Annotated in this window: 26 protein-coding genes; 9 read left to right on the forward strand and 17 right to left on the reverse strand. The window is 64.9% G+C overall.

The window, feature by feature from the left end; translation table 11 throughout:
- Nucleotides 1-24 precede the first annotated feature (24 nt).
- Nucleotides 25-663 carry an aa3-type cytochrome oxidase subunit III gene (ctaE, locus tag ACTHQS_RS08725; RefSeq protein WP_196803315.1) on the reverse strand — a complete coding sequence of 213 codons (639 nt, stop codon included), beginning with the start codon at nt 661-663 and terminating at the stop codon, nt 25-27.
- A 148-nt stretch (nt 664-811) separates the two neighbouring features.
- Here ctaE and trpD point away from each other — a divergent pair, with 148 nt between their 5' ends.
- A complete protein-coding gene (trpD, locus tag ACTHQS_RS08730) occupies nt 812-1867 on the forward strand; it encodes an anthranilate phosphoribosyltransferase (protein ID WP_440167847.1) in 1056 nt (351 codons plus the stop codon).
- A 14-nt stretch (nt 1868-1881) separates the two neighbouring features.
- Here trpD and ACTHQS_RS08735 read toward each other — a convergent pair whose 3' ends face one another.
- The 6 genes from ACTHQS_RS08735 to ACTHQS_RS08760 form a co-directional block, all read right to left on the reverse strand.
- Complete coding sequence (locus ACTHQS_RS08735) at nt 1882-2163, reverse strand: Lrp/AsnC family transcriptional regulator (RefSeq protein WP_141160402.1); 282 nt, start codon at nt 2161-2163, stop codon at nt 1882-1884.
- A gap of 118 nt (nt 2164-2281) precedes the next feature.
- Nucleotides 2282-2692, reverse strand: coding sequence for a DUF3054 domain-containing protein (locus ACTHQS_RS08740; protein WP_440167850.1), 411 nt, complete (start codon nt 2690-2692; stop codon nt 2282-2284).
- 52 nt (nt 2693-2744) lie between these two features.
- Nucleotides 2745-3179, reverse strand: a complete 435-nt coding sequence (locus tag ACTHQS_RS08745) for a hypothetical protein (RefSeq protein ID WP_440167852.1) — start codon at nt 3177-3179, stop codon at nt 2745-2747.
- Between the two features lie 224 nt (nt 3180-3403).
- The gene (locus ACTHQS_RS08750) at nt 3404-4207 is read right to left on the reverse strand and encodes a chitinase (protein ID WP_440167853.1); all 804 of its coding nucleotides are present in this window, start codon (nt 4205-4207) and stop codon (nt 3404-3406) included.
- A gap of 286 nt (nt 4208-4493) precedes the next feature.
- Nucleotides 4494-6728 carry a bifunctional polysaccharide deacetylase/glycosyltransferase family 2 protein gene (locus ACTHQS_RS08755; RefSeq protein WP_440167855.1) on the reverse strand — a complete coding sequence of 745 codons (2235 nt, stop codon included), beginning with the start codon at nt 6726-6728 and terminating at the stop codon, nt 4494-4496.
- A 404-nt stretch (nt 6729-7132) separates the two neighbouring features.
- Nucleotides 7133-7345 (reverse strand): hypothetical protein, encoded by a 213-nt coding sequence (locus tag ACTHQS_RS08760; protein ID WP_440167857.1) that lies wholly within the window; start codon nt 7343-7345, stop codon nt 7133-7135.
- A gap of 743 nt (nt 7346-8088) precedes the next feature.
- Here ACTHQS_RS08760 and ACTHQS_RS08765 point away from each other — a divergent pair.
- Genes ACTHQS_RS08765 through ACTHQS_RS08775 form a run of 3 tightly spaced genes read left to right on the forward strand, consistent with a single transcriptional unit; the run spans nt 8089 to nt 11194 of the window.
- A complete protein-coding gene (locus ACTHQS_RS08765; protein ID WP_440167859.1) occupies nt 8089-9330 on the forward strand; it encodes a type III polyketide synthase in 1242 nt (413 codons plus the stop codon).
- A gap of 15 nt (nt 9331-9345) precedes the next feature.
- A complete protein-coding gene (locus tag ACTHQS_RS08770) occupies nt 9346-10041 on the forward strand; it encodes a class I SAM-dependent methyltransferase (protein WP_440167861.1) in 696 nt (231 codons plus the stop codon).
- A gap of 1 nt (nt 10042) precedes the next feature.
- Nucleotides 10043-11194 carry an FAD-dependent oxidoreductase gene (locus tag ACTHQS_RS08775; RefSeq protein ID WP_440167863.1) on the forward strand — a complete coding sequence of 384 codons (1152 nt, stop codon included), beginning with the start codon at nt 10043-10045 and terminating at the stop codon, nt 11192-11194.
- A gap of 27 nt (nt 11195-11221) precedes the next feature.
- Here ACTHQS_RS08775 and ACTHQS_RS08780 read toward each other — a convergent pair whose 3' ends face one another.
- Entirely contained in the window at nt 11222-11635 is a 414-nt protein-coding gene (locus ACTHQS_RS08780) for a nuclear transport factor 2 family protein (protein WP_440167865.1), read from the reverse strand.
- A gap of 54 nt (nt 11636-11689) precedes the next feature.
- Here ACTHQS_RS08780 and ACTHQS_RS08785 point away from each other — a divergent pair, with 54 nt between their 5' ends.
- The 5 genes from ACTHQS_RS08785 to ACTHQS_RS08805 all read left to right on the forward strand — a co-directional run bounded on the left by ACTHQS_RS08785 (nt 11690) and on the right by ACTHQS_RS08805 (nt 15491).
- A complete protein-coding gene (locus ACTHQS_RS08785) occupies nt 11690-12370 on the forward strand; it encodes a peptide deformylase (protein WP_440167867.1) in 681 nt (226 codons plus the stop codon).
- Nucleotides 12371-12441: 71 nt separating this feature from the next.
- Complete coding sequence (locus tag ACTHQS_RS08790; RefSeq protein ID WP_440167869.1) at nt 12442-13323, forward strand: putative RNA methyltransferase; 882 nt, start codon at nt 12442-12444, stop codon at nt 13321-13323.
- A 129-nt stretch (nt 13324-13452) separates the two neighbouring features.
- Nucleotides 13453-13926 (forward strand): NfeD family protein, encoded by a 474-nt coding sequence (locus ACTHQS_RS08795; RefSeq protein WP_440167871.1) that lies wholly within the window; start codon nt 13453-13455, stop codon nt 13924-13926.
- Nucleotides 13927-13948: 22 nt separating this feature from the next.
- Nucleotides 13949-14899 (forward strand): SPFH domain-containing protein, encoded by a 951-nt coding sequence (locus ACTHQS_RS08800; RefSeq protein WP_440167873.1) that lies wholly within the window; start codon nt 13949-13951, stop codon nt 14897-14899.
- Between the two features lie 244 nt (nt 14900-15143).
- Nucleotides 15144-15491, forward strand: a complete 348-nt coding sequence (locus ACTHQS_RS08805; RefSeq protein WP_026266052.1) for an RNA polymerase-binding protein RbpA — start codon at nt 15144-15146, stop codon at nt 15489-15491.
- Between the two features lie 97 nt (nt 15492-15588).
- Here the strand turns inward: ACTHQS_RS08805 and ACTHQS_RS08810 are convergent, their stop codons facing one another.
- The 9 genes from ACTHQS_RS08810 to ACTHQS_RS08850 all read right to left on the reverse strand — a co-directional run bounded on the left by ACTHQS_RS08810 (nt 15589) and on the right by ACTHQS_RS08850 (nt 26095).
- Entirely contained in the window at nt 15589-16332 is a 744-nt protein-coding gene (locus ACTHQS_RS08810; protein WP_440167875.1) for a polyprenol monophosphomannose synthase, read from the reverse strand.
- A gap of 96 nt (nt 16333-16428) precedes the next feature.
- A complete protein-coding gene (locus ACTHQS_RS08815; RefSeq protein WP_440167877.1) occupies nt 16429-18090 on the reverse strand; it encodes an amidohydrolase in 1662 nt (553 codons plus the stop codon).
- A gap of 57 nt (nt 18091-18147) precedes the next feature.
- The gene (locus ACTHQS_RS08820) at nt 18148-21060 is read right to left on the reverse strand and encodes a DEAD/DEAH box helicase (RefSeq protein WP_440167879.1); all 2913 of its coding nucleotides are present in this window, start codon (nt 21058-21060) and stop codon (nt 18148-18150) included.
- A gap of 20 nt (nt 21061-21080) precedes the next feature.
- Nucleotides 21081-21875, reverse strand: coding sequence for a twin-arginine translocase subunit TatC (gene tatC / locus ACTHQS_RS08825; RefSeq protein ID WP_440167881.1), 795 nt, complete (start codon nt 21873-21875; stop codon nt 21081-21083).
- A 48-nt stretch (nt 21876-21923) separates the two neighbouring features.
- On the reverse strand, nt 21924-22199 hold the full coding sequence (tatA, locus tag ACTHQS_RS08830; protein ID WP_440167883.1) for a Sec-independent protein translocase subunit TatA: 276 nt from the start codon (nt 22197-22199) through the stop codon (nt 21924-21926).
- A gap of 32 nt (nt 22200-22231) precedes the next feature.
- The gene (locus tag ACTHQS_RS08835) at nt 22232-22576 is read right to left on the reverse strand and encodes a hypothetical protein (protein WP_440167885.1); all 345 of its coding nucleotides are present in this window, start codon (nt 22574-22576) and stop codon (nt 22232-22234) included.
- A 10-nt stretch (nt 22577-22586) separates the two neighbouring features.
- A complete protein-coding gene (locus tag ACTHQS_RS08840) occupies nt 22587-24575 on the reverse strand; it encodes a helix-turn-helix transcriptional regulator (protein ID WP_440167887.1) in 1989 nt (662 codons plus the stop codon).
- Nucleotides 24576-24667: 92 nt separating this feature from the next.
- Complete coding sequence (locus ACTHQS_RS08845) at nt 24668-25063, reverse strand: FKBP-type peptidyl-prolyl cis-trans isomerase (RefSeq protein ID WP_440167889.1); 396 nt, start codon at nt 25061-25063, stop codon at nt 24668-24670.
- Between the two features lie 63 nt (nt 25064-25126).
- Complete coding sequence (locus ACTHQS_RS08850; protein WP_440167891.1) at nt 25127-26095, reverse strand: FKBP-type peptidyl-prolyl cis-trans isomerase; 969 nt, start codon at nt 26093-26095, stop codon at nt 25127-25129.
- Between the last annotated feature and the right edge of the window lie 75 nt (nt 26096-26170).

Consider the following 26170-nt stretch of genomic DNA (forward strand, 5'->3'; position numbering starts at 1 on the left):
TTGTAGAAAAAGAATCAAAGCTGGCTACTTGAGTACGTAGATGACCAGGAAGAGGCCGATCCACACGACGTCAACGAAGTGCCAGTAGTACGAAGTGACGATCGCGGACGTTGCTTCGAAATGCCCAAACTTCTTCGCGGCGAAGGACCGTCCCATGATGAGCAGGAAGGCGATGAGGCCGCCGATGACGTGGAGGCCGTGGAAGCCGGTGGTCATGTAGAAGGCCGAGCCGTAGGCGTTGGAGGAGAGCGAGACGTGCTCGGAAACCAGCATCGCGTATTCGGTGGTCTGGCCGGCGACGAAGAACGCGCCCATCAGGAACGTCAGGGTGAACCATTCGTTCATTCCCCAGCGGGCGAACTGCAGTGCACCTCCGGCGCGCCGTGGCTGCAGCCGCTCTGCGGCGAAGACGCCCATCTGGCAAGTGAAGGAACTGGCCACGAGGACGATCGTGTTTACGAGCGCAAAGGGGAAGTTGAGCTTGGCTGTCTCTTCCGCCCACATCTGCCCACTGGTGGAGCGCAGAGTGAAGTACATGGCGAAGAGACCGGCGAAGAACATCAACTCACTGGACAGCCACACAACGGTTCCGACAGAAACCATATTGGGGCGGTTCAGCGTGGGGTGCGCCGGGGTACTGGGGGCATGGGTCGCAGATGTCACATAGACATTATGTCTGTAAAAGTCCGTGCTGCCCAACGCAAACCGCCTTTTCGGAGGACTTTTTCTACAAAGACGCGAAATCGCCCGGAAAAGTTCCCGCCACCGTTCACATTGGTCAGCGGCCGCCGTCGGTCGATAGCATCAGCAGGTGACTTCTCAGGCAACTTCAGCGTCCGGCAACACCTGGCCCCGGTTGATCTCGGCCCTTATCAAGGGCAACGACCTCACTGCCGAGAACACCTCCTGGGCCATGGACACGATCATGTCCGGTGAAGCGACGCCGGCGCAGATTGCCGGGTTCCTGGTGGCCCTCAGCGCCAAAGGCGAGACGGTGGATGAGCTCTCAGGCCTGGTTGACGCAATGCTTGCCCACGCGAACCCTGTGACGATCACCGGCGAAAAGCTGGATATCGTCGGGACCGGTGGTGACCAACTTAACACCATCAATATCTCCACCATGGCCGCTTTGGTGGCTGCCGGGGCCGGCGCGAAGGTGGTTAAGCACGGCAACCGCGCGGCGTCGTCGTCGTCCGGGTCCGCTGACGTGCTCGAGGCGCTCGGTGTCCGCCTTGACCTGCCTATCGATCGAGTAGCGCGGAACGCAGAAGAGGCAGGGATTACGTTCTGCTTTGCGCAAGTGTTCCATCCGTCATTCCGGCACACCGCGGTGCCACGGCGGGAACTGGCGGTGCCGACGGCGTTCAATTTCCTCGGACCGCTTACTAATCCGGCCAACGTGCAGGCGTCGGCTGTGGGTGTAGCGAACGCGCGCATGGCGCCGCTCGTCGCCGGCGTCCTGGCCCGCCGGGGGAGCAGGGGGCTGGTTTTCCGAGGCAATGACGGCCTCGACGAGCTGACCACAACCGGCCCCTCCACCGTCTGGGAAATCCGCAACGGAGCCGTCAACGAACTGCACTTCTCGCCGCAGGACCTTGGCATCAGCCTGGCTACCGTTGAACAGCTTCGCGGCGGTAATGCGGCCGCAAACGCGGGCGTTGTCCGCGACGTCCTCGCCGGCAGCAAAGGTCCGGCGCGGGACGCAGTCCTGGTGAATGCCGCGGCCGGCCTGGTTGCGTTCGACTCTGAAGCAGAGGGCCCGTTCCTCACGCGGATGCAGGAGGCATTTGCGCGGGCGGCGCAATCAATCGACTCCGGTGCTGCGGCCTCCGTCCTGGACCGCTGGGTGTCGCTCTCCCGCGCCTAAGGGCGGGTCGCCGGCTACTGTTCGAAACCCAGCGAGAAGGCGGCGTCCAGGTCGTGCTGCGAGTACGCCCGGAACGCGATGTGGGTAGTGGTGTGGACCACCGCGGGAACTTTTGAAAGCCGGTCCGCGATGACGTCCGCCAGGTCTTCGTGCCGCCGGACCCTGGCTACCGCAATCAGGTCCCATTCGCCGGTGACCGAATATACTTCGCTGATGCCTTCGATGGCCGAAATCTCCTCCGCCGTCTCCGGAATACGGGCGGCGTCTGTCTTGATCAGAACAAATGCGGTAACCACGCTGGAACCCCTTCAATCGGTGCTGCCGCAGTGAGGCAGGGCAGGCTTTCTCTGCAGCCAGCCTATTACACGGGGGCAGTTTCCCCTGTTGCCACCCGGCAACCCAAAACGACGCCCGCTACTTGCCCTGCCTGCGCCGAAGCTGCGCCGCAGCTGCCAGCAATAGGCGGTAGCCCAGCAGGAATACGGCCAGGGCCAGCGTGGCAACGATGATGAAGGGAAGGACCACTGTCTGGCCAGTTAAGGCCCGCAGGAGCATGCCGCCCACCAGGCTGGCCACCCAGACGGGAACTCCTGCCCGGCGGACTGACAAGGGGCTCCGCCACGCGCGGGCAATAATCCAGCCCGCAGCAGCCCCGGCGAGGAATGGCCAGGCAGTCAGCAACACACCGAGGATGGGCTCCTCGCGGTGGTGTGCATCGCGGCCTATCGCGGCGAAAACAAGGATCAGCACCGTATCAACCGCTGCCGCCCCCATTGCTGCTCGTACGGGTGATGTCGGTGCAGGCTTGGTTTCCAAGGAACTCATGGTTTTGAGCTTAGCGCCCGCTCCGTGCTTGAGGAGGCGGCGTGCAGCGCAGCTACCGGGACTCCACGGTGTTGCCGTAGCCGGCATCGCAATTGCCGTCATGGATCACGCCGTGGCCGGAAGCGACGGGGTAGTGGTCCTCAGGGTTGAAAATGGCCGTAGTGACTCCCGTCGCCTTGCGGGCGCACTTCCGCACGAAGGACTGGGACTCGCCTTTGCCGCCAATCCACATGTCGATCCAGAGCGTTGCGTCGCCGTATTTTCCGGCTCCCGTATGGCAAGGGCCTTCCTCCGGGGTTGGCCCGTCCCCGCAGGTGTCTTCCACGATGAAGTAGCGGCGCACGTCCGGGAGGTAGATCCGGGTGCCCGGGGGGATGTCAAGGACGTCCTGGCCGGTTTTGCGTGAATGCCCGACGGCGATGGTCACCGGATCAGCGTAAGTCCCCGTGCCGCCGGCTGCCTTGTGCAGGACAGGATGGCTGATCACCGTGGAGCTAGGGGGCGTGTTGTCGAACCACGTGTAGGCCGTGACGAAGACATCTGTTCTAACGGACTCCCCGCCGCCATGCGTTGGGGAACCGGTGCATGCGTTAACTGCGAGCGCAACGCAGCAGGAAACTGCCGCAGCCAAGGCACGCCTGCCCATCCGCAACCTCCCGCTTCCGCCGAATGTCCCGCTGCGAGGATTAAACGTCTCTTGCGGCACGGTGATCAACTGCTGCCTGTAAAGCCGTTACTGAGCACCCGGGCAAAGTCGCCGGGTTCCTGGTTTGTGCCACTGCAGTAAACGGACGGTCTCTGCTGTTCTTCCTTTCCGGATGCACTGCAAGCCGTGTCCCTGTTAACTGACCAAAGGGACAGGCGGCCCACTTGGTGTTCGTTGGCGAAGCTGTTCAGGCCCGCGGCGTCCTGCAGGGAGAACAAGTTGCCCTCCACATCGTTGTCTCCAATCATGGGAGTGAGTCCAATACTCTTCCACACATTTCCGGCCTCCGCCGGTTTGCCCGCCTCGGAGTACAGCTGCTCCAGCGTCTTGTAGGTGGCTTCTGCTGCATGCCGTGATGCGCTGAGCATGTTCTCGCCGTTCGGGAGGGGGCCGAAGTTCATCGTCATGATGTTGACCCCCGTCAGCTCAACGCCGGCGTCGAGCATCGTCTGCACGCTGGTCTTACCGGCGCTGCTGAGCCCGTCCCTTGCTACGGGGAGCGTTAACCAGACCCGGAGGGGACGTCCGTCCGGCCGCTCTGCCTGGAGCCGGGCGATAGCCCTGGCGCGCACGTCGGCGGCGCCGGGCCCGCTGGCCTGTCCTTCGATGTCCAAATCCACTACGTCCAGTGCGTAGCGGTTGATGACGGCTCGATAGGCGTCCGCAACAGCATCGGCGTCCTGGCAGGCTGCGGCGAGCTCCTGCCCGCGTTGTCCACCGAAGGAAACTGCGATGTCGTTGCCTGCGGCGCGGAACTGGCGGATCTTCGAGTCGAGCTGCAGCTTGCTGTCTGCATCATCAAGGCTCAACGTTCCTCCCCAGGAGGGCGTGCACCGCCGGCCCGGATCTTCAGTAATAAAGGCGAGTACCATCGTGGCGCGTCCGGCAGCCGTATTCTGCAGTTTCGGGCCCGGGGGAAGGGTGACATCAACGTACCCTCCAAACCATCCCGGGGCTGCTTGGCCTGGGGTGGTTCCATTTCCGGGGCCCGTGCCCTCCATCTGCGTGCTGCTGCAGCCGGCCAGGGCAAGGGCCGCCCCGAGCAGGACCGGAATCAACGAAGAGAAGCGCAGCAAGTCCTTCATCCTTGGCAGCTCACGCGGAGGTCCGGGACAGTGCCCGGGCTTCCGTAGCGGAGGATGGCAGCGTAGCGCTGTTGGTCCGCTGCGGTCTATACCATCCCACGGCGGATCCACGCAGTGCCCGGAGTGCTGCACCAAAGACGACGTACGCACGCAGGGGTTCATAGATAAGCCGGTAGATGGGCACGACCAGCAGATGGAGCGGGCTCTCATGCACCATGATCACCGCAACGAGAGAGACCACCATGTGTGTAGTAGTGACAAAGGCAGAGAACAGGGCGATGGCCTGCCATTCACCACGGGCAAGGCTAAGGACTGCCACCGCCACAGCCAACGGCATAAAAATCAGCGGGACCAGGACCGAGACCAGTGCATAGGGCATGGTCAACATGCCCAGCGGGCCGTACTTTGGGTTGAACAGCATCGAGCGGTGCTTGTAGAGAGTCTGGATATTGCCGTAGGTCCACCTCAGCCGCTGCTTGAACAACCCCCTGAGCGTGAGCGGGGCCTCAGTCCATGCCACGGCATTGTTCTCCTGGACGATGCTGTAGCCCAGCCGCTGGAGGGACAGCGTCAAATCGGCATCTTCCGCGAGCGTTGCGTCAGAGTATCCGCCTGCTTTGACCAGCGCCTCCCGGCGCCACCCCGCGCAGGCACCCGGGACAATCGAGATGGCTCCCATCAGGCCCTCGGCCATTCGGGTGACGCAGATGCCGGACAGGTATTCAAGGCTTTGCCAGCCTGCTACGAGATTCCGCCGGTTACCCACCTTCACGTGCCCGGCGACGGCGCCTACTTCCTTCTTCCCCGACGGAGCCACGAAGTGGCGGGCCAGCATCCTGATCGTCTGGGGTTCGAACAATGTGTCACCGTCCAACGTCACGATGACTTCTCCCCGTGACTGGGAGATTCCATAATTGCTGGCCGCAGGCTTGCCCCTGTTGGGCTGGGTGTGGACGCGGAGCTGCGGCCAGCCTTCGGCGTAGCTGTTGAGGACCTCCAGGGTGGCGTCGGTCGACCCGTCGTTGACCGCTACCACTTCAAAGTGCGGATAATCGCTGGCTTTGAGGGCATCGAGTGTCTTAGTGACCACCAGTTCCTCGTTGAAGACCGGTAGGACCACACTGACAAAAGGCCAGTCCTTGATGTCGGTTGGGTCCCATTTCCTTTTTTTCTGCCTGGAATTGTTGATAAGGGCAAGTACAACGAAGAGGAATGTCAGGATGGTCAGTGACCCGACACCGAACCAGAAGAGCCAGTTCATGACCAGGCTGGGCGTCACAAGGTAAGCGGTGAGGGCTCCAAAGGTCAGGTTGTCCTGGAGGCCGGCGCTGATGCTGTGCTGGGGGACGAATCCGGCCGGCAGCATGGGCTCCAATGTGGTGAAGCGGTAGCCCTGTGCCTTCGCTTTGGGGATAAAGTCCTTCAGCATCTCGATGGTCGCCGTCCTGTCACCACCACCGTCGTGCACCAGCATGACGTGTCCGAGCCCATCCAGGTCCGGGGTGGGGACAGCAGTCCCGGGCTTGTACTCCCAGTCCCGGGTGTCGAGGTCCATGTTCACGTGAAGGTATCCCAGCTGCTGTGACTGCAGCAGGGCAAGGGTGTTGTTTTCCGGATTACCCGTGGGGATTCTGAACAGCCTTGAAGCGTAGCCGTCAGCAGCGCGCAGAACCCGGTCTTCGCCAATGATCTCCTGCCGGTTGTACGCATCATCATGGGCCCAAAAGTCGATGTGGCTCATGGTGTGGTTGCCCACCATGTGCCCTTCCCGGACCATCCGGCGAAGGATATCGGGATTCTCGACAACGTTTTCACCCACGACAAAAAACGTTGCGGGGACGCCTTCGCGAGACAGGAGGTCCAGGATTTGCGGGGTGAAGAGGGGATCTGGTCCATCATCGAAGGTCAGCATCAGGGTGTGGTCCGGAGGCAGGCCATAGGCCTCGACCGCGTAGGGTTTGTTTCCTATGGCCTGGGCTTCATCCGCTGTCGCTTCCCGCAAGACTTGGTTGCTGAAGGGATCCTTCAACAAGTCGATGCCGTCCTGTCGGTCCACGAGCACAATGCGGTGGAAGATCTCGTTGCCCTGTTCATACCCGACCCTCGGGATATTCTTCAGGTCCTGTTGTGCAAGCAGTTGGCGGGGATAGTCAGGGGACTGGTTCAAGGGGGCCTGTTGAAGGGGCGCCGTAGCTGCGGGCAGCACCGCACCGATCATCAGGACAATGGTTAGCCCAGCTGCCAAAAGAAGATTTAAAATCCGGTGCCAGCGGGTTCCGCTGGCGTCAAAAAACACCGGTGGCTGGACCGTGGGTAAGTGGGGGGAGAGGTTTGTCATTGGAGTCCCTGCCTGGAAACCTGCAAAGCGTCGAAATCGCCCTCGAAAGGGGCTGGTCGACTGTTCCTCGAGCTGCAGCAAGGATCCGGACGGTCCTGAACGTGCGCAGGACCTAACCCCGTAGTGACCAGCGACGACAGCGTTGTGGGCTTCGTCCTGGCATGAGGATAGGTTTGGGGTTACGGGCCAAACACGCGTAAGGGATACCCGAATGCGCTATTGGGTGTTACGTAGGTGTTACCTACCTAAGGCATTCGCGGAACCGCCCCGTACAGCCCCCGTAACGCCCTCGATCGCCCCGGAGGGGGAACCTAAGAGGCTGTTGTTGTTTCGGGCTCGCACTTGCGGACAAGCCAGCTTGCCTCCCAGCGGAGGTGGTAGCCGGCGCCGCCGTCCCATTCAACGAGGACGTCCGTGACGGTATAGGCCACGGCGTTGGCCTGCAAAGACCGGACTCTGACCGGTGCAGGCCGCAGCAGGACGACGGGCCTCCCGGGCGCCTGCCGGAGGGCTTCCTCGCGCATCTCCGAACGGCAGCCAGGGCAGGTCGCGGGAGCATGTGTGCAGGCTTGGGGGCGAAGGAGTTCGCGCATGGGGCGTCCTAGGGGGTGTCAGGAGAACCGGGCGCAGCCCGCCGTCTGCATGAACCGGGAGGGGGTCAGCAGGCACCGCCTCCAACGCGCCCGCAGCAGACCTGGCCGGCCTGCCGCCATGTCCAAAAGATTAGGACGGCCGACAGCAGGCGCATATGGGTGAGGCTACCCGACTTCCCTTGGCGGCCCCCCGTTTAGGAGTGTGGGGGATAGGGATAGGGATGGAGATGGGGATGCAGTAGGGTCGCAGAAGATTCGCATTCAGTTCGGCCGTACTGGAGGCACAGTGAACAAAGCCTTGTGGATTTGCAGCCTGGTGGGAGCCGCCTTGGGGATCAGCCTGGGCCTGGCGATCTTTCACACGCCATTCTGGGGCTGCCTGCTGGGGCTTGGAGCCGGAGCTGTAGTTGGGGCCTCGCTGCAGCAGCGTCACTGATCAATCCCAGGGCTGTCACCGAGCCACATAACATCCAAAGCCTTTACTTGACATAATGTACATTATCGGCGCAACGGTGAGGGTGCCTGGAAGGGGTAAGACACCAGCGATCCGCGCCCTGCAGCGAGCGCGATTAGACCATCCAAAAATCTGCCCCAGCGCTGCCTCAGCCTGGCGAAAGCCCTGATCAAACCGCCGGACCATTGTCTTTATCCAAGCGCACGTCAAGAATGACTTGATGACGGTCTACGTGCGTTCACTTGAAACTGCAGTTCCGACGACAAAGCTGATCCAGTCCGAAGCCCGTGATGTCTTTGCCGCGCAGCCGGGCCTGTCGCGTCTCGGTTCACGCCTGGTCAACACGTGCTTTGACGGCGCAGCGATCGAGACCAGGTTCACCGCCGTCGACGAACTCACCAACTCATCGCGCTCGGAAGACCCGCAGTTCTATGACCCGGACAGCGGGCTCCTGCTGAACCCCAGCACCAAGGTCCGCAACGATATCTTCGCCCGGGAAGCCACCAAGCTGTTCGTGGAGGCGGCCCGCGCTGCCCTGCGGGCCGCCCCGGAACTGGATTTACTTGACATAACTCATCTCGTGACGGTTTCCTGCACAGGTTTCTTCAATCCCGGTCCGGACTACAAGGTTGTCCGCGAACTCGGCCTCAACCCTTCGGTACAGCGCTACCACCTGGGCTTCATGGGCTGCTACGCGGCGTTTCCCGCACTCCGCGCAGCCAAGCTGTTCTGTGAATCGGACCCGAACGCCGTCGTCCTGGTGGTCTGCGCCGAACTCTGCTCCCTGCACGTGCGCACGTCCAATGATCCGGACACGATCATGGGTTCGGCCCTCTTCGCCGATGGTGCTGCTGCCGCCGTCGTGACGGCCCGCCCTGGGATGGAGGAAACTGCCCTGCTGAAGCTGGACCACTTCGAAACGGTCCTGACCCCGGTCGGTGAGGACTCCATGGCATGGAACATCGGCGACCATGGGTTCGAAATGGTCCTGGGCAACTACGTGCCGCACATCATTGACGACCACATCGTTGGTGCGCTGGAGCCTCTTCTGGCGAAAGACGCTGAAGTGGCGGCACTCCCCTACACCGCAATCCCCCACTGGGCCATCCATCCAGGTGGCCGCAGCATCCTGGACAAGGTCCAGTCCCGGCTTGGCCTCAGCGACGCTCAACTGGTTCCCTCCCGGGAGACGTTGCGGAACTACGGCAACATGAGCAGCGCCACCGTGCTCTTCGTCCTCAAGTACATCCTGGAACAACCGCTGCGGAACGAGGATTCCAACGGCGGCGAGCGCATTTGTTCCATGGCCTTTGGTCCCGGCCTGACCGTGGAGACGGGACTGTTCACCAAGCTCCGGCAGTCTGCAGCCGGAGAACAGGACGCCACCCCGCAGGACATTGCCGCAGAGGATGGGCGGAGGGCGCACCAGGACCGGACGCCCGAAGAAGCGCCGGTGGCCTGAAAGGGATACCAGGGAATGGGGATCCTGCTGCGCACGCGTGCCGCCGGGGTGAGCGAGCAGATGGACCGCGCGGACTGCGACGCGCGGCTCCTGGACAACACCTACCGGCAGTTCTGGGTCATCAACCGCGTCCTGTCCGGCTGGCGGAGGCTGTATGGCCGGGAGCTGCGCACCATCGTCAAGCCGGACCAACGCCCGGTGACGGTGCTGGACATCGGGTCCGGCGGCGGCGACCTCGCCGTGATGCTGGCCCGCTGGGCAAACCGGGACGGCAAGCCAATGCACGTCACCGGCATCGATCCAGACCCCCGCGCTGCCGCCTTCGCCGCCCGGCGGATCCCCACCCAGGGCGTCGAATTCCGCCAGGCGCACAGCGGCGACCTGGTCCGGGAAGGTGCCAGGTTCGACGTCGTCATCTCCAACCACGTCCTGCACCATCTCGAGCCCCGAGAACTCCGGCAACTGCTGGCAGACTCGGAAGTCCTCGCCGCAAAAAAGGCACTGCATAACGACCTCATCCGCAGCCCCGCTGCCTTTGCCCTCTTCGGCGTGGCCGCGCTGCCATTCCCGAAGTCCTACATCCGGGCGGACGGCCTCACCTCCATCCGCCGCAGCTATACGCCCGGGGAGCTGGCCGCCTCCGCTCCCCCGGGCTGGTCCGTGGAGCCCTCGTCGGCCTTCCACCAGGTCCTGGCCTACCGGAAGAACTGACATGGATGCCGATGTCCTGATCGCCGGCGGCGGTCCCGTGGGCCTGTACCTGGCTGCGGCATTGCTGCAGGAAGGCGTATCGGTCAGGGTCTTGGAGCAGCGGCAGTCGCGGAACCGGCATACCCGGGCCATCGGCATCCACCCTCCGGCACTCGCGGCCCTGGCGGGGGTGCAGGTGGCGTCCGGCATGGTGCAGGAGGGCGTACGCATCCGCGCCGGCACGGCCGTCAGCCGCGGGAAAACGGTGGGAACCATGACGTTCGAGGACGTATCCAAGGACTTCCCGTTCGTGCTGGCCCTTCCGCAGTACAGGACGGAGCAGCTCCTGGAAGAGCGCGTCCTCGCCCTTGACGCCGGGGCGATCGTCAGGGGCTCAAGGGTCACCGGAGTTGCGGACGACGGCGGGATGGTCACCGTAGCCGTGGAGGCTTGCGCAGGTGCCGCCCACCCCCGCCGCAGTGCCACCGCGGCGTTGCTGGTCGCAGCCGACGGCGCCCGGTCCCAGCTGCGGGCCTCGCTGGGTGTCCCGGTGATCCGCAAGACCTATCCCGACCACTACCTCATGGGTGATTTCGACGACGGCACGGAGTACGGGGACAAGGCCGTCCTGTTCCTCGAACCGGACGGAATCGTTGAGTCCTTTCCCCTGCCTGGCGGTGTCCGGCGCTGGGTGGTGCGGCTGGGCTCGCCGGCGGCACCGGCAGCAGGGCCCGACCATCTGGCGGAACTGGTGGGCCGGCGAACCGGTGTCCGGCCTGATCCGGCCACGAACTCCATGCTGAGCGCCTTCAGCGTCCGCTCCGGCATTGCGCAAAGGACTGTCGCCGGACGGTCGGTGCTGCTGGGTGATGCGGCGCATGAGATCAGTCCCATTGGTGGGCAGGGCATGAACCTGGGCTGGCTGGGCGCGCAGGAACTGGTGCCGGTGGTCTGCGCGGCGCTGTCCGGGATACCCACCGGCACCCAGTTCAGGAAGTTCGAGCAGAACCGCCGGCGTGCCGCCGTCCTGGCCCGCAGGCAGGCGGAAGTCAACATGATGCTGGGCAGGCCGCTGCCGCCACTGCTGCTGCGGATCCGCGCCGCCGGCATTGCCGCGGCCGCCGCAATTCCGGCGGTGAACCAGTGGGCCGCCCGGCGCTTCACCATGCACTAGCAGCGGGGCCACAGATCCTTTGCCGGGTTAGCGGAAGTAGCAGTCGTAGCTGTCCTGGCTTACGATCACACCGTCGCTGACCTCAAAGACGGACGACGTCCTGGCCCGGATGGTCTCACCGTTGTCCCAATACCGCAGATCCATCAGCACCGTGGCAGACCAATCGGCTTCCACCACCACCCGGCAGCCTTCACACGTGGTCCGCCGGACAATGAACTGCTGGTCCTTCACCACGTCGCGGCTTTGGTCAGCGCCGGCAAGCACTGCCGCCAGCGTCCGCCTGGAGCCTTCCGGGGCCAACAGGTGCGGGGCCTCCGTGAGCACGAACCGTTCCGAGAGGAACGGCCTGATGGCCGCCGCCCCGCCGCCCTGTTCAAGGACCCGGATGAATTCAAGGACGCGTTCCAGTGGCGTCGCTGCCGGGAAGGGATCTTCAGCCATGCAGTAGACCCTAGCCCAACGTCCCTGCACCGCCTCCGCCAGTAGGCTGTTCCCATGACCCAGACTGTTCCCCCGACGACCGCCGGCGCCGGCCAAATCCGTGACATTGTTGAGCAGATCCTGTCCGCAGGCTCGCTCCCGCCCATCGTCCAGGCCGGACACCCGGCGCTGCGCCAGCGTGCCGCGGAGTACGATGGCCAGCTTTCCGACGACCAGCTGGGCCGCCTGATCGGGGTCATGCGGCAGATCATGCACGAGGCGCCGGGCGTGGGCCTGGCCGCGCCGCAGCTGGGCATCCCCCTAAGGCTGGCCGTCCTGGAGGACCAGTACGACATCGACCCCGCTGCCGCTGCCCTGCGGAACCGGAGCCCCCTGGACTTCCTGGCCATCCTCAACCCCCGCTACACGCCGCTTGGGCCCGGACACGCGTCGTTCTACGAAGGCTGCCTGTCCCTCAACGGGTTGCAGGCGGTGGTGGCGCGTCCGGAGGCCGTATTGCTGGAGTATGCAACACCGGACGGCGCGGTGGAGCGGCGGGAGTTTTCCGGGTGGCAGGCGCGCATCGTGCAGCACGAGACGGACCACCTTGACGGCATCCTGTACATGGACCGCGCCCAGCTTCGGTCGTTGAGCAGCAACGCCGAGTACGCAGCGCACTGGGCGGAGGCGGGCATCAACAAGGCACAGGACGGCCTGGGGTTCGACGAAGGGCCCGCCGGCATCTCCCTCGGCTGACGGTTTCCGCTCCCCCTCCACAGGCACAGGGCGGGCAGGGCTGAAAGCCCCGCCCGCCTAAACTGGTTCCCATGCCTTCCGCGCACCTTCCCCTCCTGTGCCCCGTCTGCTCGCATCCGCTGGAGTACCTGGAGGCGAAGGCAACACGCCAACCCCGCCTGGTATGCCCGGATGGGCACAGCTTCGATGCCGCCCGCCAGGGCTACTTCAACCTGCTCGTTGGCAAAGGCACGCCCTTCGAGCCGGACAGTGCCGCGATGGTGGCCGCACGGTTCACCTTCCTGGGGAACGGGCACTACCGGCCGCTGGCGCAGGCCCTGGCGTCCGCCGTCGTACCAAGCCTGCGGGAGGAAGGGGCAGTGGTGCTGGACTCCGGAACAGGGACCGGCCACTACCTGCGGGAGATCCTCGATGCTGCAGCTGCAGCAGGGCGGCAGGCGTCCGCCATTGGCCTGGACATCTCGAAATTCGCCCTTCGGCGGGCAGCCCGCCTCAACCCGGAGGCAGCGAACCTGGTCTGGGACATCTGGCGCCCGCTGCCTGTGGCGGACAACTCGGTGGACGCGGTCACCGTGGTCTTCGCTCCACGAAACCCCCCAGAGTTCGCCCGTGTCCTGCGCCCCTCGGGGATGCTGGCTGTCGTGACACCGCGGCCCGGACATCTGGCGGGCATCGCGGCCATCACCGGGATGCTCGGGATCGAGGAGGGCAAGGATGAGCGGCTGGCTGAGGCGATGGCCAGCCACTTCGAGCCCGAAAAGACCCTTGACGTGGACATACCGCTGGAACTGGGCCGCGGGGCCGCCGTGGACCTGGCCTTCATGGGACCGGCAGGCCACCACCTGGACCGGGACCAGATTGCTGCCCGGCTCGGGAACTCCGTGGAACCGGTGAAAGCCGATGCAAAATTCCGGCTTTCCGTGTTCCGGTCCAGGACCCACGCCGCCCCGTAACGACTTGGCCACTATCCCCTTGCACTCCCTGTGAACGGGCCCACAGGACAGGTCCGCGGACTAGGATGAAAAGACAGTTGCAGGCGGGTCCGCGGATGCGGCTCCCCCGTAACGAAGGGGGAAGCAGGAGTGTTCGAATGGCTTGGGGAAAACTGGTGGGCGCTGTGGCTCACGGCTTTCCTGGCGTTTGCAGTGATCGAGATGATCACCCTTGACCTGTTTTTCATCATGCTTGGCGGTGGATCGCTCGCCGCACTGGTTGCCGATTTCGCCGGCGCGGACCCCTGGCTCCAAGTAGTCATCTTCTGCATCGTGTCCCTGCTCATGGTCGCCTTTGTCAGGCCCGTGGCACTGTCGCACCTGAAGAAGGGACCTTCCGAGCAGCGGACCAACGTGGACCGGCTGATCGGTGAGCCGGCTGTGGTGATGGAAGCCGTGACGTCCGACGGCGGCCTGGTGAAAATCGGCGGCGACATATGGAGTGCGCGCTCCGCCGCGGGAGTGCTTCCCGCAGGCCAGAAGGTGGTCGTAGCGGCCATCGACGGCGCGACAGCAGTGGTTTCGGTACCGCCGGCGGCGGGCACCGGTCCAGATACAGCCTGACAATTGGGGAACAAGGAGTTGTATGGAAAACGCAGGCGGAACCGCACTGGCCATTGTGCTGGTGGTTCTGATCGTCTTTGTCATCATCGTTTTGGTCCGGTCCGTCCGGATCATTCCGCAAGCCCGCGCCGGCGTCGTTGAACGGCTCGGCAAATACCAGCGGACACTGAATCCTGGCCTGACCATCCTGATTCCTTTTGTGGACCGGCTCCTGCCGCTCCTGGATCTGCGCGAGCAGGTGGTGTCCTTTCCGCCGCAGCCCGTTATTACCGAAGACAACCTGGTGGTCTCCATCGATACGGTGGTCTACTTCCAGGTAACGGACCCGCGCGCGGCCACCTACGAGATCGCCAACTACATCCAGGCAGTGGAACAGCTCACCACCACCACCCTGCGCAACGTGGTGGGCGGCCTCAACCTGGAGGAAGCCCTCACGTCCCGTGACCAGATCAACGGACAGCTCCGCGGCGTCCTGGACGAGGCCACCGGCCGCTGGGGCATCAGGGTTTCACGGGTGGAACTGAAGGCCATCGATCCGCCCCACTCCATCCAGGACTCCATGGAGAAGCAGATGCGTGCCGAACGCGACCGCCGTGCCGCCATCCTGACAGCTGAGGGAACCAAACAGTCGGCCATCCTCACCGCGGAGGGCCAACGGCAGGCGTCCATCCTGGCCGCAGAGGGCGAAGCCAAGGCCGCCATCCTTCGTGCGGACGGCGAATCGCAGGCCATCCAGAAGGTCTTCGACGCCATCCACAAGGGAAACCCGGACCAGAAACTGCTGGCCTACCAATACCTTCAGACGCTGCCCAAGCTCGCCGAAGGCTCGGCGAACAAGCTCTGGATCATCCCCAGCGAAGTCGGGGAAGCCCTGAAGGGAATTGGCAACGCACTCGGCGGCACCGGTGCGGAAGGGTCCGCTGCCGGGCCGCTGTTCCAGGACCTGCCCGCTGGTGAGCAGTCCCAGCCGTAAGCATCACGGGAAAACGGGGAGGGTCTGGCGGCGCACGCCCCAAACCCTCCCCGTTTTGTCCTGTAAGGGATAACCGACGTATAATTGGGTATTTGTCCGGCAGGAGAATATCAGCTGGAACAACCAAGCTTCGTAATGCGTTGAATCCTATGATGCAGCACAGTGCACAAAGTAGTCCGGCGGTGCCACGGTGCCACCGGCTAGCGCGGAGATTTCATCCGCGAACCGACCAGAGGGAGAAATCATGAGCGATCGCAGCCTGCGGGGCATGCGCCTTGGTGCGCAGAGCATGGAGACCGAGTCCGGAGTTGAGCCGGCTCCGCGCCAGCGGGTCGAATACCGTTGCGCAGATGGCGAGCAGGTCTTCGTCACGTTCTCCTCCGAGGCGGAAATTCCTCCGGTGTGGGTCTCCAAGACCGGTAAGGAAGCGCTCCTGGTTGACGGTGAAAAGCCGGACACCAGCAATGACAAGGCAGTCCGCACCCACTGGGACATGCTGCTGGAACGCCGCTCCCTGCCTGAACTCGAACAGATCCTCGAGGACCGCCTGACCATCCTGCGCGAACGCCGCGGAGAGCGCCGCTCGGCCTAAGGCCAGCCACGCAAAAGGGGGTGTCCCCGCACCATCGTGCGGGGACACCCCCTTTTTCGTGCCTCCGGGAGGCCGGGATCCGCGGGCTGGGGAAAACCTACGCCTGCTTGTTCTTCAGCTTGCCGGCCAGCGTATTCCAGCGGGCGGCCAATCCCCATTTGGTGACATTGATCATGGCTTCGACCACGATGTTGCCACTCATCTTCGAGGCACCCAGTTCGCGCTCCACAAAGGTGATGGGGCGTTCCTCGATGCGCAAGCCCAGTTTGGCGACCCGCCAGGCCAGGTCCACCTGGAAGCCGTAGCCCACCGAGTCCACCTGGTCCAGGTTGAGTTTCTCCAGGGTGGTCCTGCGGAACGCACGGTAGCCGCCGGTGACGTCCTTGATGGGCAGTGCGAGCATCAGGCGTGCATAGGTGCTGCCCACGCGTGAGATGGCCTGGCGGTACAGCGGCCAGTTAACCACGCTTCCGCCCGGAACCCAGCGCGAGCCCATGGCCAGGTCGGCGCCTTGTTCCACGGCTTCCAGCAGCTGGGGAAGCTGCTCGGGCTGGTGGGAGCCGTCAGCGTCCATTTCCACCAAGACGTCGTAGCCGGCCTCCAGGCCCCACCTGAACCCTGCGATGTAGGCGGCGCCCAGCCCTTCCTTGCCCTTGCGGTGCAGGACATGGACCTGGGAGTCTTCGGCAGCGAAGCCGTCGGCAAGTTGGCCGGTGCCGTCGGGGCTGTTGTCATCGACCACCAGCACGTCCGACGCCGGAACGGCCTTCCGCAGGCGCTGGAGCGTCTTGGGCAGCGATTCCAGTTCGTTGTAGGTGGGAATGATCGTAAGGACGCGCACAGAGGGCCTTTCCGGGTGGAAGTGGTCGGTGCACCGAACGCCGGACGTGCCGGCGGCGGGCGCAACTCCCCATTATAGGGGCGGCAGCTTGCGGGATCAGGAACGCAGGGCCGGGCTGCCAAACAGTTCGGCGCCGTCTTTCACGGTTTGAAGGCAGACCGGCTCCGAGCCTGTGTCCAGGGCCGGCAGCAGCGGTGTCCTGGCCCGGGGGTCCGTGCTCCAGGACTGCACCCGTCCGTCAGCCACCTGGACCATCAGTTCTTCCACTTCCCACACGGCAAAGCTGGCCGGAGCGCCGGGAACGAGTTGCCCGGCCATGGGGTTGGCGTGCCGGGCGGCACGCCAACCGGCCCGGGTGTGGCCAAGGAACGCTGCCCGCGCCGAAATACGCTGGTCCGGGTTGTGGTGTTCCACGCAGGCGCGCACGCTGGACCAGGGACGGAGGGGCGTGACGGGGCTGTCGCTGCCGAAGCAGACAGGAACGCCGGCGGAGTAGAACGCGGCGAACGGATTCATTGACCGGCTTCGGTCGCCCAGCCGCCGCTCATACACGCCTCCGGGGCCGCCCCAGGCCGCGTCGAAGGATGGCTGCGCGCTGACGGTCACGGAGTAATGGGCCAGCTTTGCCACGGCTGCCGCATCAGCCATCTCCACATGTTCGAACCGGTGGCCGGCGGCGCGCACCCGCTGCTCCCCCACTTCCTTGGCCGCCAGGTCCAGCGCTTCCAGCGCAGCGTCGAGTCCGGCGTCACCAATCACGTGGAACCCGCCCTGGATTCCGGCCAGGGAGCAGGCGGCCAGGTGGGCTGCGGCCTCTTCGACGCCCAGGTAGAGGGTGCCGCGCTCCTGGCCGGCATCGCTGTATCCAGTGCGGAGGGCGGCGGTACGGGACCCCAAGGACCCGTCGATGTTCAGGTCGCCTGCAAGGCCGCGGACTCCCGCCCCCAGCTCTGTCACCAGCGCGCGGGCCTGCTCCTCGGACGAGACCAGCCCGCCCCAGTACGGCATTACTTCGGGATAGCGGGGCTGCCCGGCCTCGCCGGCGTTCCATCCTGCAGCGAGCCGCAGGTCATGGGCGCCGCCGATATGGGGCGCACCCATTTCCGCGAGGGCAACGTACCCGTTGGCAGCTGCTTCCGCCAGGGCGCGGGCCTGGAGCCGCTTCAGCGCATCCTGCGGCAGCTGCCGCGTTGCCAGCCGGGCAGCCTCGTGTGCCGCCCGCGTCACCCGGGCGCCGCCGTCGTACCCGGCCTTGCCCTGAAGCTCCGCAGACTGTGCCAGGGACGTGGACACCAGCGCCGAGTGCACGTCCACCCGCGAAAGGTACACGGGCCTGCCCCCGGCCGCCCGGTCAAGTTCTTCCGCGCTGGGCAGGGTGGGGTCCGCCCACATGCTCTCGTCCCACCCATGGCCGAGCACCGGCCCGTCCCCGCCGGCCCCCGCGACTGCATCCAGCACTGCCCGGGCTGAGGTGAGTGCGCCCAGCTGGAGCGACTCCAGGGCGATTCCGGTTTCGGTCAGGTGCATGTGTGAGTCCACGAAGCCCGGTGCAACCAGGGCGCCGCGGAGGTCGATAATGTCCATGGTGCCGTCGGCAATGGACGACGCCGCCTGCTCCGATCCCACCCAGGCAACTGTGTCCCCATCCACCAGCATGGCCGTGGCGAACGGGTCCGCCGCCGTGTACACGGATCCATTGCGGTACAGCACCGGGGCGGGACGGGCTTTGTTGCTGGGGGTTGCATCAGGGCGGGGCATAAAGGCAGGACTCCTGGGAGGTGGGCAGGCCGGTTGCAGCCGGCAAAGGTTGAGGGTTTAGAGGACGGAAGAGTAGGCCACGACGCCGCGGCGGATGAGGTTGATCGCCTCGGCGCAGAGCCGTGCCAGGCGCGGGTCAAGGCCGGGGATCTTTGCGAGCTGGTCCAACAGGTCCACCACCTGCTTGACCCAGCGGACAAAATCGCCGGCGGCAAGGTCGGTGCCGCTCAGGACATCCTGCAGGTGGCGTCCGCGGGCCCACTTGTACAGCGGCCAGACGAGGCCCAGTTCAGGTTCGCCGGTCAGCGGAAGCTTGTTCTCCTCTTCCACGTCTTCGAGGACGGACCATTCCTTGACCACGATGTCCACCGAGGTTTCCAGGGAGACACTGGGCATGCGCGGCCGCAGGCCCCGGTCTTCGCGTTTAGCCTGGTAGACCAGGACGCTGGCCAGGGCAGCAACTTCCGCCGCGTCCAGGTCATTGAACGCGCCCAGCCGCAGGGACTGGGAGATCAGCAGGTCCTTTTCACCGTAGATCCGGCGCAGCCGCTGGCCGTCGGGGCTGATGTTCAGCCGGCCCTCTCCGGCGTCTTCCAGGTAGCCGTAGGCGGACAGGACGTCGCAGACCCGGTCAAAGGTCTTGGCGATGGTGTTGGTGCGGCCCTGGATCTGGCGGACCAGGCCGTCCGTTTCGCGCCGCAGCTTCCACCAGCGCTCCGACCACCGGGCATGGTCTTCGCGTTCGCTGCACCCGTGGCAGGGATGGGCTTTCAGGGCCCGGCGCAGATCGGCGATCCGCCGCTCCTGGTTGGGGAGGGCGGCGCCACGGCCGAAGTCATGGTTGCGGTTCTGGCCGGGAGCAGGCGGACGGTTCTCGCGCAGTGCGTTGCGGACGGAGGATGCCAGGTCCCGGCGGGATTTTGGCACCTTTGCATTGAAGGACTTGGGGATCCGGACCCGTGTAACCGGCGCGATGGGGCCCTCCAGGTCGTCCGTTCCGATCCGGCGCAGCTGGTTGTCCAGTGTGAGCACGGCCGGCCGGGGTTCGCGGCTTCCGTGGTCGGAACTGAGGACGACGGCGGGCCCCGGGGCACGTCCGCCGGGAACGTTGACCACGTCCCCGGGCAGGAGGCGGGCCAGGGAGTCGCCGCTGAGCGATTTCTGGACGCGTGACTTGGTCCGGGAGGTGGCGCTCTCGGCATCGGAGAGTTCCCTGCGCAGCCGGGCATACTCCGTGAAGTCACCCAGGTGGCAGGTCATGGATTTGGCATAACCGGCAAGCGACTCCTCGCGGCTCCGCACCTGCCTGGCCAGTCCCACCACGGAGCGGTCGGCCTGGAACTGGGCAAACGAGGACTCCAGGATTTCGCGCGCCCTGGCACGCCCAAATTGTGCCAGGAGGTTGATGCTCATGTTGTAGGTGGGCCGGAAACTCGAGTTCAGCGGATAGGTTCGCCGGGACGCCAGGCCGGCCACCGCCGTCGGGTCCGTCCCTGGCTGCCACAGCACTACGGCGTGGCCCTCGACGTCGATGCCGCGCCGGCCGGCCCGGCCGGTGAGCTGGGTGTATTCACCGGCGGTGATGTCCACGTGGGCTTCGCCGTTGAACTTGTCCAGCTTTTCCAGTACCACTGAGCGCGCGGGCATGTTGACGCCCAGGGCGAGGGTCTCGGTGGCGAAGACAGCCTTGACCAGGCCGTCGGCGAAGAGTTTTTCAACCACCTCCTTGAAGGTGGGCAGCATGCCGGCATGGTGGGCTGCAAAGCCCCGGAGCAGGCCGTCCCGCCACGTCCAAAAACCCAGCACGTCCAGGTCGTCCGGCGGAATGTCCTGCCCGGCCTCGTCCACCCGCTGGGCGATAATCTGCTGCTCCTTCTCTGTGGTGAGCCACAGGCCCGAACCAACGCACTGCGCTACGGCCGCCTCACAGCCGGCGCGGGAGAAGATGAAGGTGATGGCGGGCAGCAGGTACATCCGGTCCAGGCTGGCGATCACCTGGGGACGGCTGGCGGGGCGGACCCCCGTTGGCTCGCTCCTCGCCGGGCGGTCGTATCCGCCTCGGCCACGCTGGCCGCGGCGGCCGGCGCCGGCGCGGATGCGGAAGCTTTGCTGGCTTTCGCTGCGGGCAACTGTCAGGAGGTCGGGATTGACGTCGAAGCCGCGGCCCTTGGCGGTTTCGGCGGGCTTGGATGCCTGCTGCCCCTCTTCCTCGACGGGCGGAGCGATCTCGTCGAAGGTGGTTTCTCCCGCGAAGAGGTCCATGATCTGCCGGCCCACCATGACGTGCTGCCATAGGGGCACCGGCCGGTGTTCGGAGACGATGATGTCCGTGTCCCCCCGGACGGTATCCAGCCAGGCGCCGAATTCCTCGGCGTTGGAGACGGTTGCACTGAGCGATGCGACCTGGACCTCGCTGGGCAGGTGGATGATGACCTCTTCCCAGACTGCTCCCCGGAACCGGTCGGCAAGGTAGTGGACCTCGTCCATGACCACATATCCGAGATCGTCCAGGGTGGCGGAATCCGCGTACAGCATGTTCCGGAGGACTTCGGTGGTCATGACCACTACCCGCGCTTCACCGTTGATGCTGGTGTCACCGGTGAGGAGGCCCACGTTGTCCGCACCGTATTTGTCGCTGAGCTCAGAGAACTTCTGGTTGCTGAGGGCCTTGATGGGTGTGGTGTAAAAAGCCTTCAGGCCCCGCTGCAGGGCGAGGTAGATGGCGAACTCCCCCACGATGGTCTTACCGGCTCCGGTCGGGGCCGCCACCAGGACTCCCCTGCCTTCCTGGAGCGAAAGGCAGGCCTGCCGTTGAAAGTCGTCAAGCTCGAAGTCCAGGGTCCGGATGAACGACCCAAGGTACGTGGCCGCCTCTGCCCGGCGCTCGGCGCTGGCACGGTATCTCTCGGCTGGCGAAAGTTCATCAGGATCGACGGGGCCGGCGGAGAAGGGTCCGGTGGTGGAGGACATACCCCAAGCCTAGCGGCAGGCTAGAGCTTCTTAAGTTCACTGCTGGGGGTGGCGATGTCAGCAGTGGACTCGGTCTCCTCGACGTGTTTGGCCTCACGGCGTTCGCGGCGCTTGTCGTTCATGATGCAAATGCCGATCGCTGCGAAGAAGAGCGCCAGCAAAGGGCCGGCCAGCATGAACATGGAGATGGCATCCGCACCCGGTGCTGCGATGGCTGCCAGGACGAACACCAGGAACACGGTGATGCGCCAGGCCTTCAGGATGGTGCGGCCGGAAACAATTCCCGCCATGTTCACGCCGACCAGCACCACAGGGACCAGGAAGGCCAGTCCCAGCATCAGTACCATGCGGGTGACGAACTCGATATAGGTCCTGGCGTCAATGACGCTTGAGGAGCCTTCAGGGGTGAACTGGGTCAACGCGTGGACCACCTGCGGGACCACAAGCCAGCCCACCCAGATTCCGGCAAGGAACAGCGGAATGGCAGCCGCCATATAGCCAAGCGTGTAGCGCCGTTCCTTGGACGTCAGCCCCGGGGTGATGAAGGCCCAGAGCTGGTAGATCCAGACAGGACTGGAGATGACCGCCCCGATGAGGAGCGACATCTGCAGCTTGAAGTCAAAAGGTGACGCGATGGTGCCGAAGTTGATGGCCGCAAGGCCCCCGGTCTCATTCGAGATCCGGTTGACCGGTTCGGCCAGGGCCTTCAGCAGCGGATCGTAAAGTATCCAGCCCCCAATACCGCCGATGACGACGCCGATGGCCGACTTGATCAGCCGGTTCTTCAGCTCCTTGAGGTGCTCCCAAAGGGACATCCGTCCCTCGGGATTGGCTTTACGGGCCCGCGACAGTGCCACGGGAGGTCAGGCGCGGGTCGACGGCGGAACGTCAGTGCCGTCTGTCGGCTCACCGGGCTTCGCCTTGGGGTGGTTCACGATGGTGCCTTCCACCGGGCCGGATGCGTCGGCGGTGGAGTCGGCTTTGCCGTCGTTCTTCATTTCCTTGACCTCGGACTTGATGATCCGCATGGACTGTCCAAGACTGCGGGCCATGGCCGGAAGCTTGGGGGCGGCGAAGAGAAGCAAAGCAACGACGATGATGATTACGATCGGCCAGGGGCCATCAAAGAGTCTTCCCACGGGAAATCCTTTCCTCTAAATACATCCTACTTCTATGTGAAGTCGAGATCTCCGAGCGCCTGCGGCTGGCCCCGGTCCTTTTTGCGCTGCACTCGCCGGCGGCGGCGGTCTTCGCGCCGGGCCGATTTGGATGCCTCGTAATCATGTCGCATCGCGGCGGGTGAGGCAAAAACGGCAGAACCCGGCAACGGCTGTCGCGTGCCTGTGGATTCCTGCACGTCGACCGGGTTCAGGTGCCCCAGCTTTTCACCGGCGGCGCTGAGGTCCTTCATAGTCGCCATGAATTGGCGGAAGAGACGGATGCCCAGCAGGACATAGAACAGCAGGGACACGGCGACGAGCGCCACCCATATGAGAATCCAGGACCACCAAGGCATGCTGAGAAGTCTATCCGGCGTACCTGTCCAGCGACGCCGCCAGCCAGTCCCGCGCGGCGTCAGCCAGTGAGGCCGGAGCCAGGATGCGGGCCGAACCGCCGTGCTGGGCCACGAACATGGGAAGCCACGCTGTGTTGCCGAAGCGGATCTCTGCCACCAGCCCGCCGTCGGGCAACTCTGCGGTGCGCTCTGCGTAGTAGTCATCCGCCAGTCCCCTCCCCTGCCGGGTGAGCTGGACGGTGACTGTTGTGTCGTCGTCGTTCGCTGTGAAAAGTTTGGCGGGAACGCCTCCGTCCGGTGGCCCGTGCATGCTGGCGGGACGGCCGCTGGGCCGCACGTCCTGCACGCGGTCCAGCCGGAAGTTCCGCAGCCCGTCCACCAAGTGGCACCAGGCTTCGAAATACCAGATGTTGTCCAGGGAGTAGAGCCGCAGGGGGTCCACATCGCGCTCGGTGACCGCGTCGCGCTGCGGCGAAAGGTAGGTCAGGTGGAGCTGGGAACCGGACTCGATGGCGTGGCGCACCGTGGCATGGGTCGAGGCGTCCGCCGGAGCCACCTGTGGCCCGGCGATGGAGGCGGCGCGGAGTCCTTCCTCCCCGGCCGCGGCCAGCAGCTTCAACGTGACCGTTTCCAGGGCGCCGCCGCCGGGCAGGTCCGGCAGGCCGTTGAGCGTTTCAAGGCCGGTCAGGAGGGCACAAGCCTCCGCCACGGTGAACCGGACCGGCTTCTTCAGGTCGAGGTCCTGGGTGATGAAGACGTGGTCGTCCTCCCACTGGATGTCGAGCAGGTCGTCCGGATACCCCTCGGGCAAGCCGGAGCAGATGAGGATCCGGAGGTCGGCCTCCAGCTCTTCCCGGGTGACGCCGAAGTGATTTGCAACGTCCTGGATGTGCAGGCCCTGGTTGTGGACAAGGAACGGGACCAACTGCAGCATGCGCTTGAGCTGGTCTTCTGAGGTCCCCTTCCGGGCGGTCCGGGCGCGGGCATCCGGGAACGCATAGGCGGGGACGGGCGAAACGCTGAAGTCGGCCGCGGCCTGCAGCCGGCGCCGCACCGCCCCTGCAAGTCCGGCGGGCTCCACTGCCAGGGCATCGGGTCCGTAGGAGGCAAGCTCTTCGGCAAGGATTTCCGGGTCGCGGTACTCCAGGACCATCCGGTCGTAGCCATCCGCAGGCGCGCCGGGAGCCTGGTGGTGCCGGGAGCCGTCAAGGGCCCGTCGGCGCAGCGACAGCAGGCGCTCGTGCCGGACGTCCACGACGGCGGTGCGCAGCGGTAGTTCAGGCAGCCGGGCCAGTTCGTCACGGATGCTGAAGCCGGAGGGCGGAACGTACTGCTCCCTGGTGAGGGTGGTCACCGCGCTGGTGATTCGGGACAGCCGGAAATGCCGGGGCGCGTTCCGGGCCCGGTCGTAGCCCATGAGGTACCACTGGCCGAAGCGGCTGCCGAGGCCCCAGGGCTCGACAAGCCGTTCCTCCTCCTTGCCGGTGCTCCCGGCAAGGTACGTGAAGCTGACGGCATGCCGGGCATGCATGGCGGCAACGATGTCGTCGAAGGCCTGCCCGGCCGGTTTGATCCGTGGCTGGACGCCTGCCGGCAGTTCCACCTCGGCCAGCCTTCCTGATGCCTGGAGTTTACGCAGTGCGCTTTGGGCAGCCGTCCCCAAAGCTGCGCGCTCCCAAAGCTGGGAAGCCAGCAGGAGGACGGTCCATTCCTCCGGTCCCAGCTGGACGTCCGGGAGGCGGCTGGACTCCTTGCCGATCCGGTACCTGGTAGTGGCGGGGTCGTCCTCGCTCCAGCCCAGGTCCGTCAGGGTTTCCACCTCGAACCCCATGGACCTCAGGTCGTTCTTGTCCCGCTCGAACATCCGCCCGAAGGCGACGTCATTGCCGGAGGTGTCGTGGTAGACCTTCTCGCGCAACTCGTTGCGTCGCAACCCGTAACGGGTGTTGAGCAGCGCAATCAGCAGGTTGAGGAGTCGTTCAGTACGGGATACGGACACCTTGGTTACGTTACTAAACTCCTCCGGGGAAAGCAGAAAGCGCGGCAGCACGGGAGGGATATCCTCCGTGCTGCCGCGCTCCCTGGACTTCGTCAGCGGACGGCGACGAGGTCCACGACAAAGATCAGTGCCTCGTTGGGGGCAATGGCACCGCCGGCGCCGCGCGAGCCGTAGGCCAGCTCCGACGGGATCTCCAGGCGGCGGCGGCCGCCGACCTTCATGCCCAGGAGGCCCTGGTCCCAACCCTGGATGACCTGGCCGACGCCGACGCGGAAGTCCAGCGGTGCGCCGCGGCCCCAGGAGGCGTCGAATTCTTCGCCTGTGGACCAGGCAACGCCGACGTAGTGGGTGGAGACGGTGTCCCCTGCCTTGGCTTCCTCGCCGTCACCCTCGATGAGGTCGGTGATGACGAGTTCCGTGGGGACGTCGCCTTCCGGGAAGTCGATCTCGGGCTTCTGGCGGTCGAATTCCCGCTGTCCAAACGACATGCTTGCTCCTATGAGTGAGTGGTGATGGGTGCCGCGAAGGACGCGGCGTCCCTGTAAGTCTTGCTACTTGACCCCGAGGATGTCCACTACGAAGACCAGGTCGCCCTTTGCCTGGCCCTGGCCGGCGTCTCCGTAGGCCAGGTCCTTGGGGATGACCAGCAGGACGCGGGAGCCCACGGTCTTACCCGCGAGGCCCTGGGTCCAGCCCTTGATAACGCCCGAGAGCGGGAAGGTGGCAGGCTGGCCGCGGTCGAAGCTGGAATCGAACTTGGTGCCGTCGGAGAGGTTGACGCCAACGTAGTTCACGGTCAGGGTGTCGGATTCCTTGACGGTGGCGCCGGTGCCCTTGATCAGGTCCTGCGACACGAGTGCCGTGGGGGCGGGCGCACCTGCAACGTTGATTTCCGGTACACCGTCCTTTTCGGTCACCGTCGGCAGGCCGGCCGGCGGCGTCACGGTTTCACCCTGCGGCTTGTCCAGCACGGGGGTGGGGTCCGAAGCCGAAAGTACTTTAATGATCAGCAGCTGGGTGGGTTCAGCTGCAGCGCTGGGGCTGGGGCTGGCGCCGTCTGATGGGCTGGGGCTTGCCGACGGTGCACTCTGCTGGCCGGGCACGGCCAGGGCCAGGCTGGATCCCACTTTGGCACCTATGAAAGCGTTGTAGATGACAGCGCTGCCTGTTTTGAGCTCATCGTTCAGCTCCAGGCTTTCAGGCTCGTTGGGGAACGTATCCTCCAGCTGGGATCCATCCGTGCCATTCAGGGCCAGGATGGAGATCTTGGCTACCTGGTTTGCCTTGACGGTGTCGCCGCTGCCTTCGGAAACCACCTTGATGGTCGGCTGGGTGACGGCCAGGGGCTTGTCGAAGTCCACACCCGGGGCCTTTTTGTCCCCGTTGTCGGTCAGCTTGAGGGAGTCGAGCTTTGCAGTCTCCCCGGCGGACTGGCTGCTGGGCTCGGGCTGGGACGCTGTACCTCCGCAGGCAGTCAGGAGCAACAGGCCGGGAAGGAGGATTGCTAGTAGTCGGCGCACGTAGTAAAACTTTCGTCGGGGCAGGGTGGATACGGCTATTCCGCCTGGCGGCGGACAATGCCGTGGAAGGCCCCC

Origin of the sequence: Arthrobacter sp. SAFR-044 (genome assembly GCF_051965175.1) — a bacterium.
Taxonomy (GTDB): domain Bacteria; phylum Actinomycetota; class Actinomycetes; order Actinomycetales; family Micrococcaceae; genus Arthrobacter.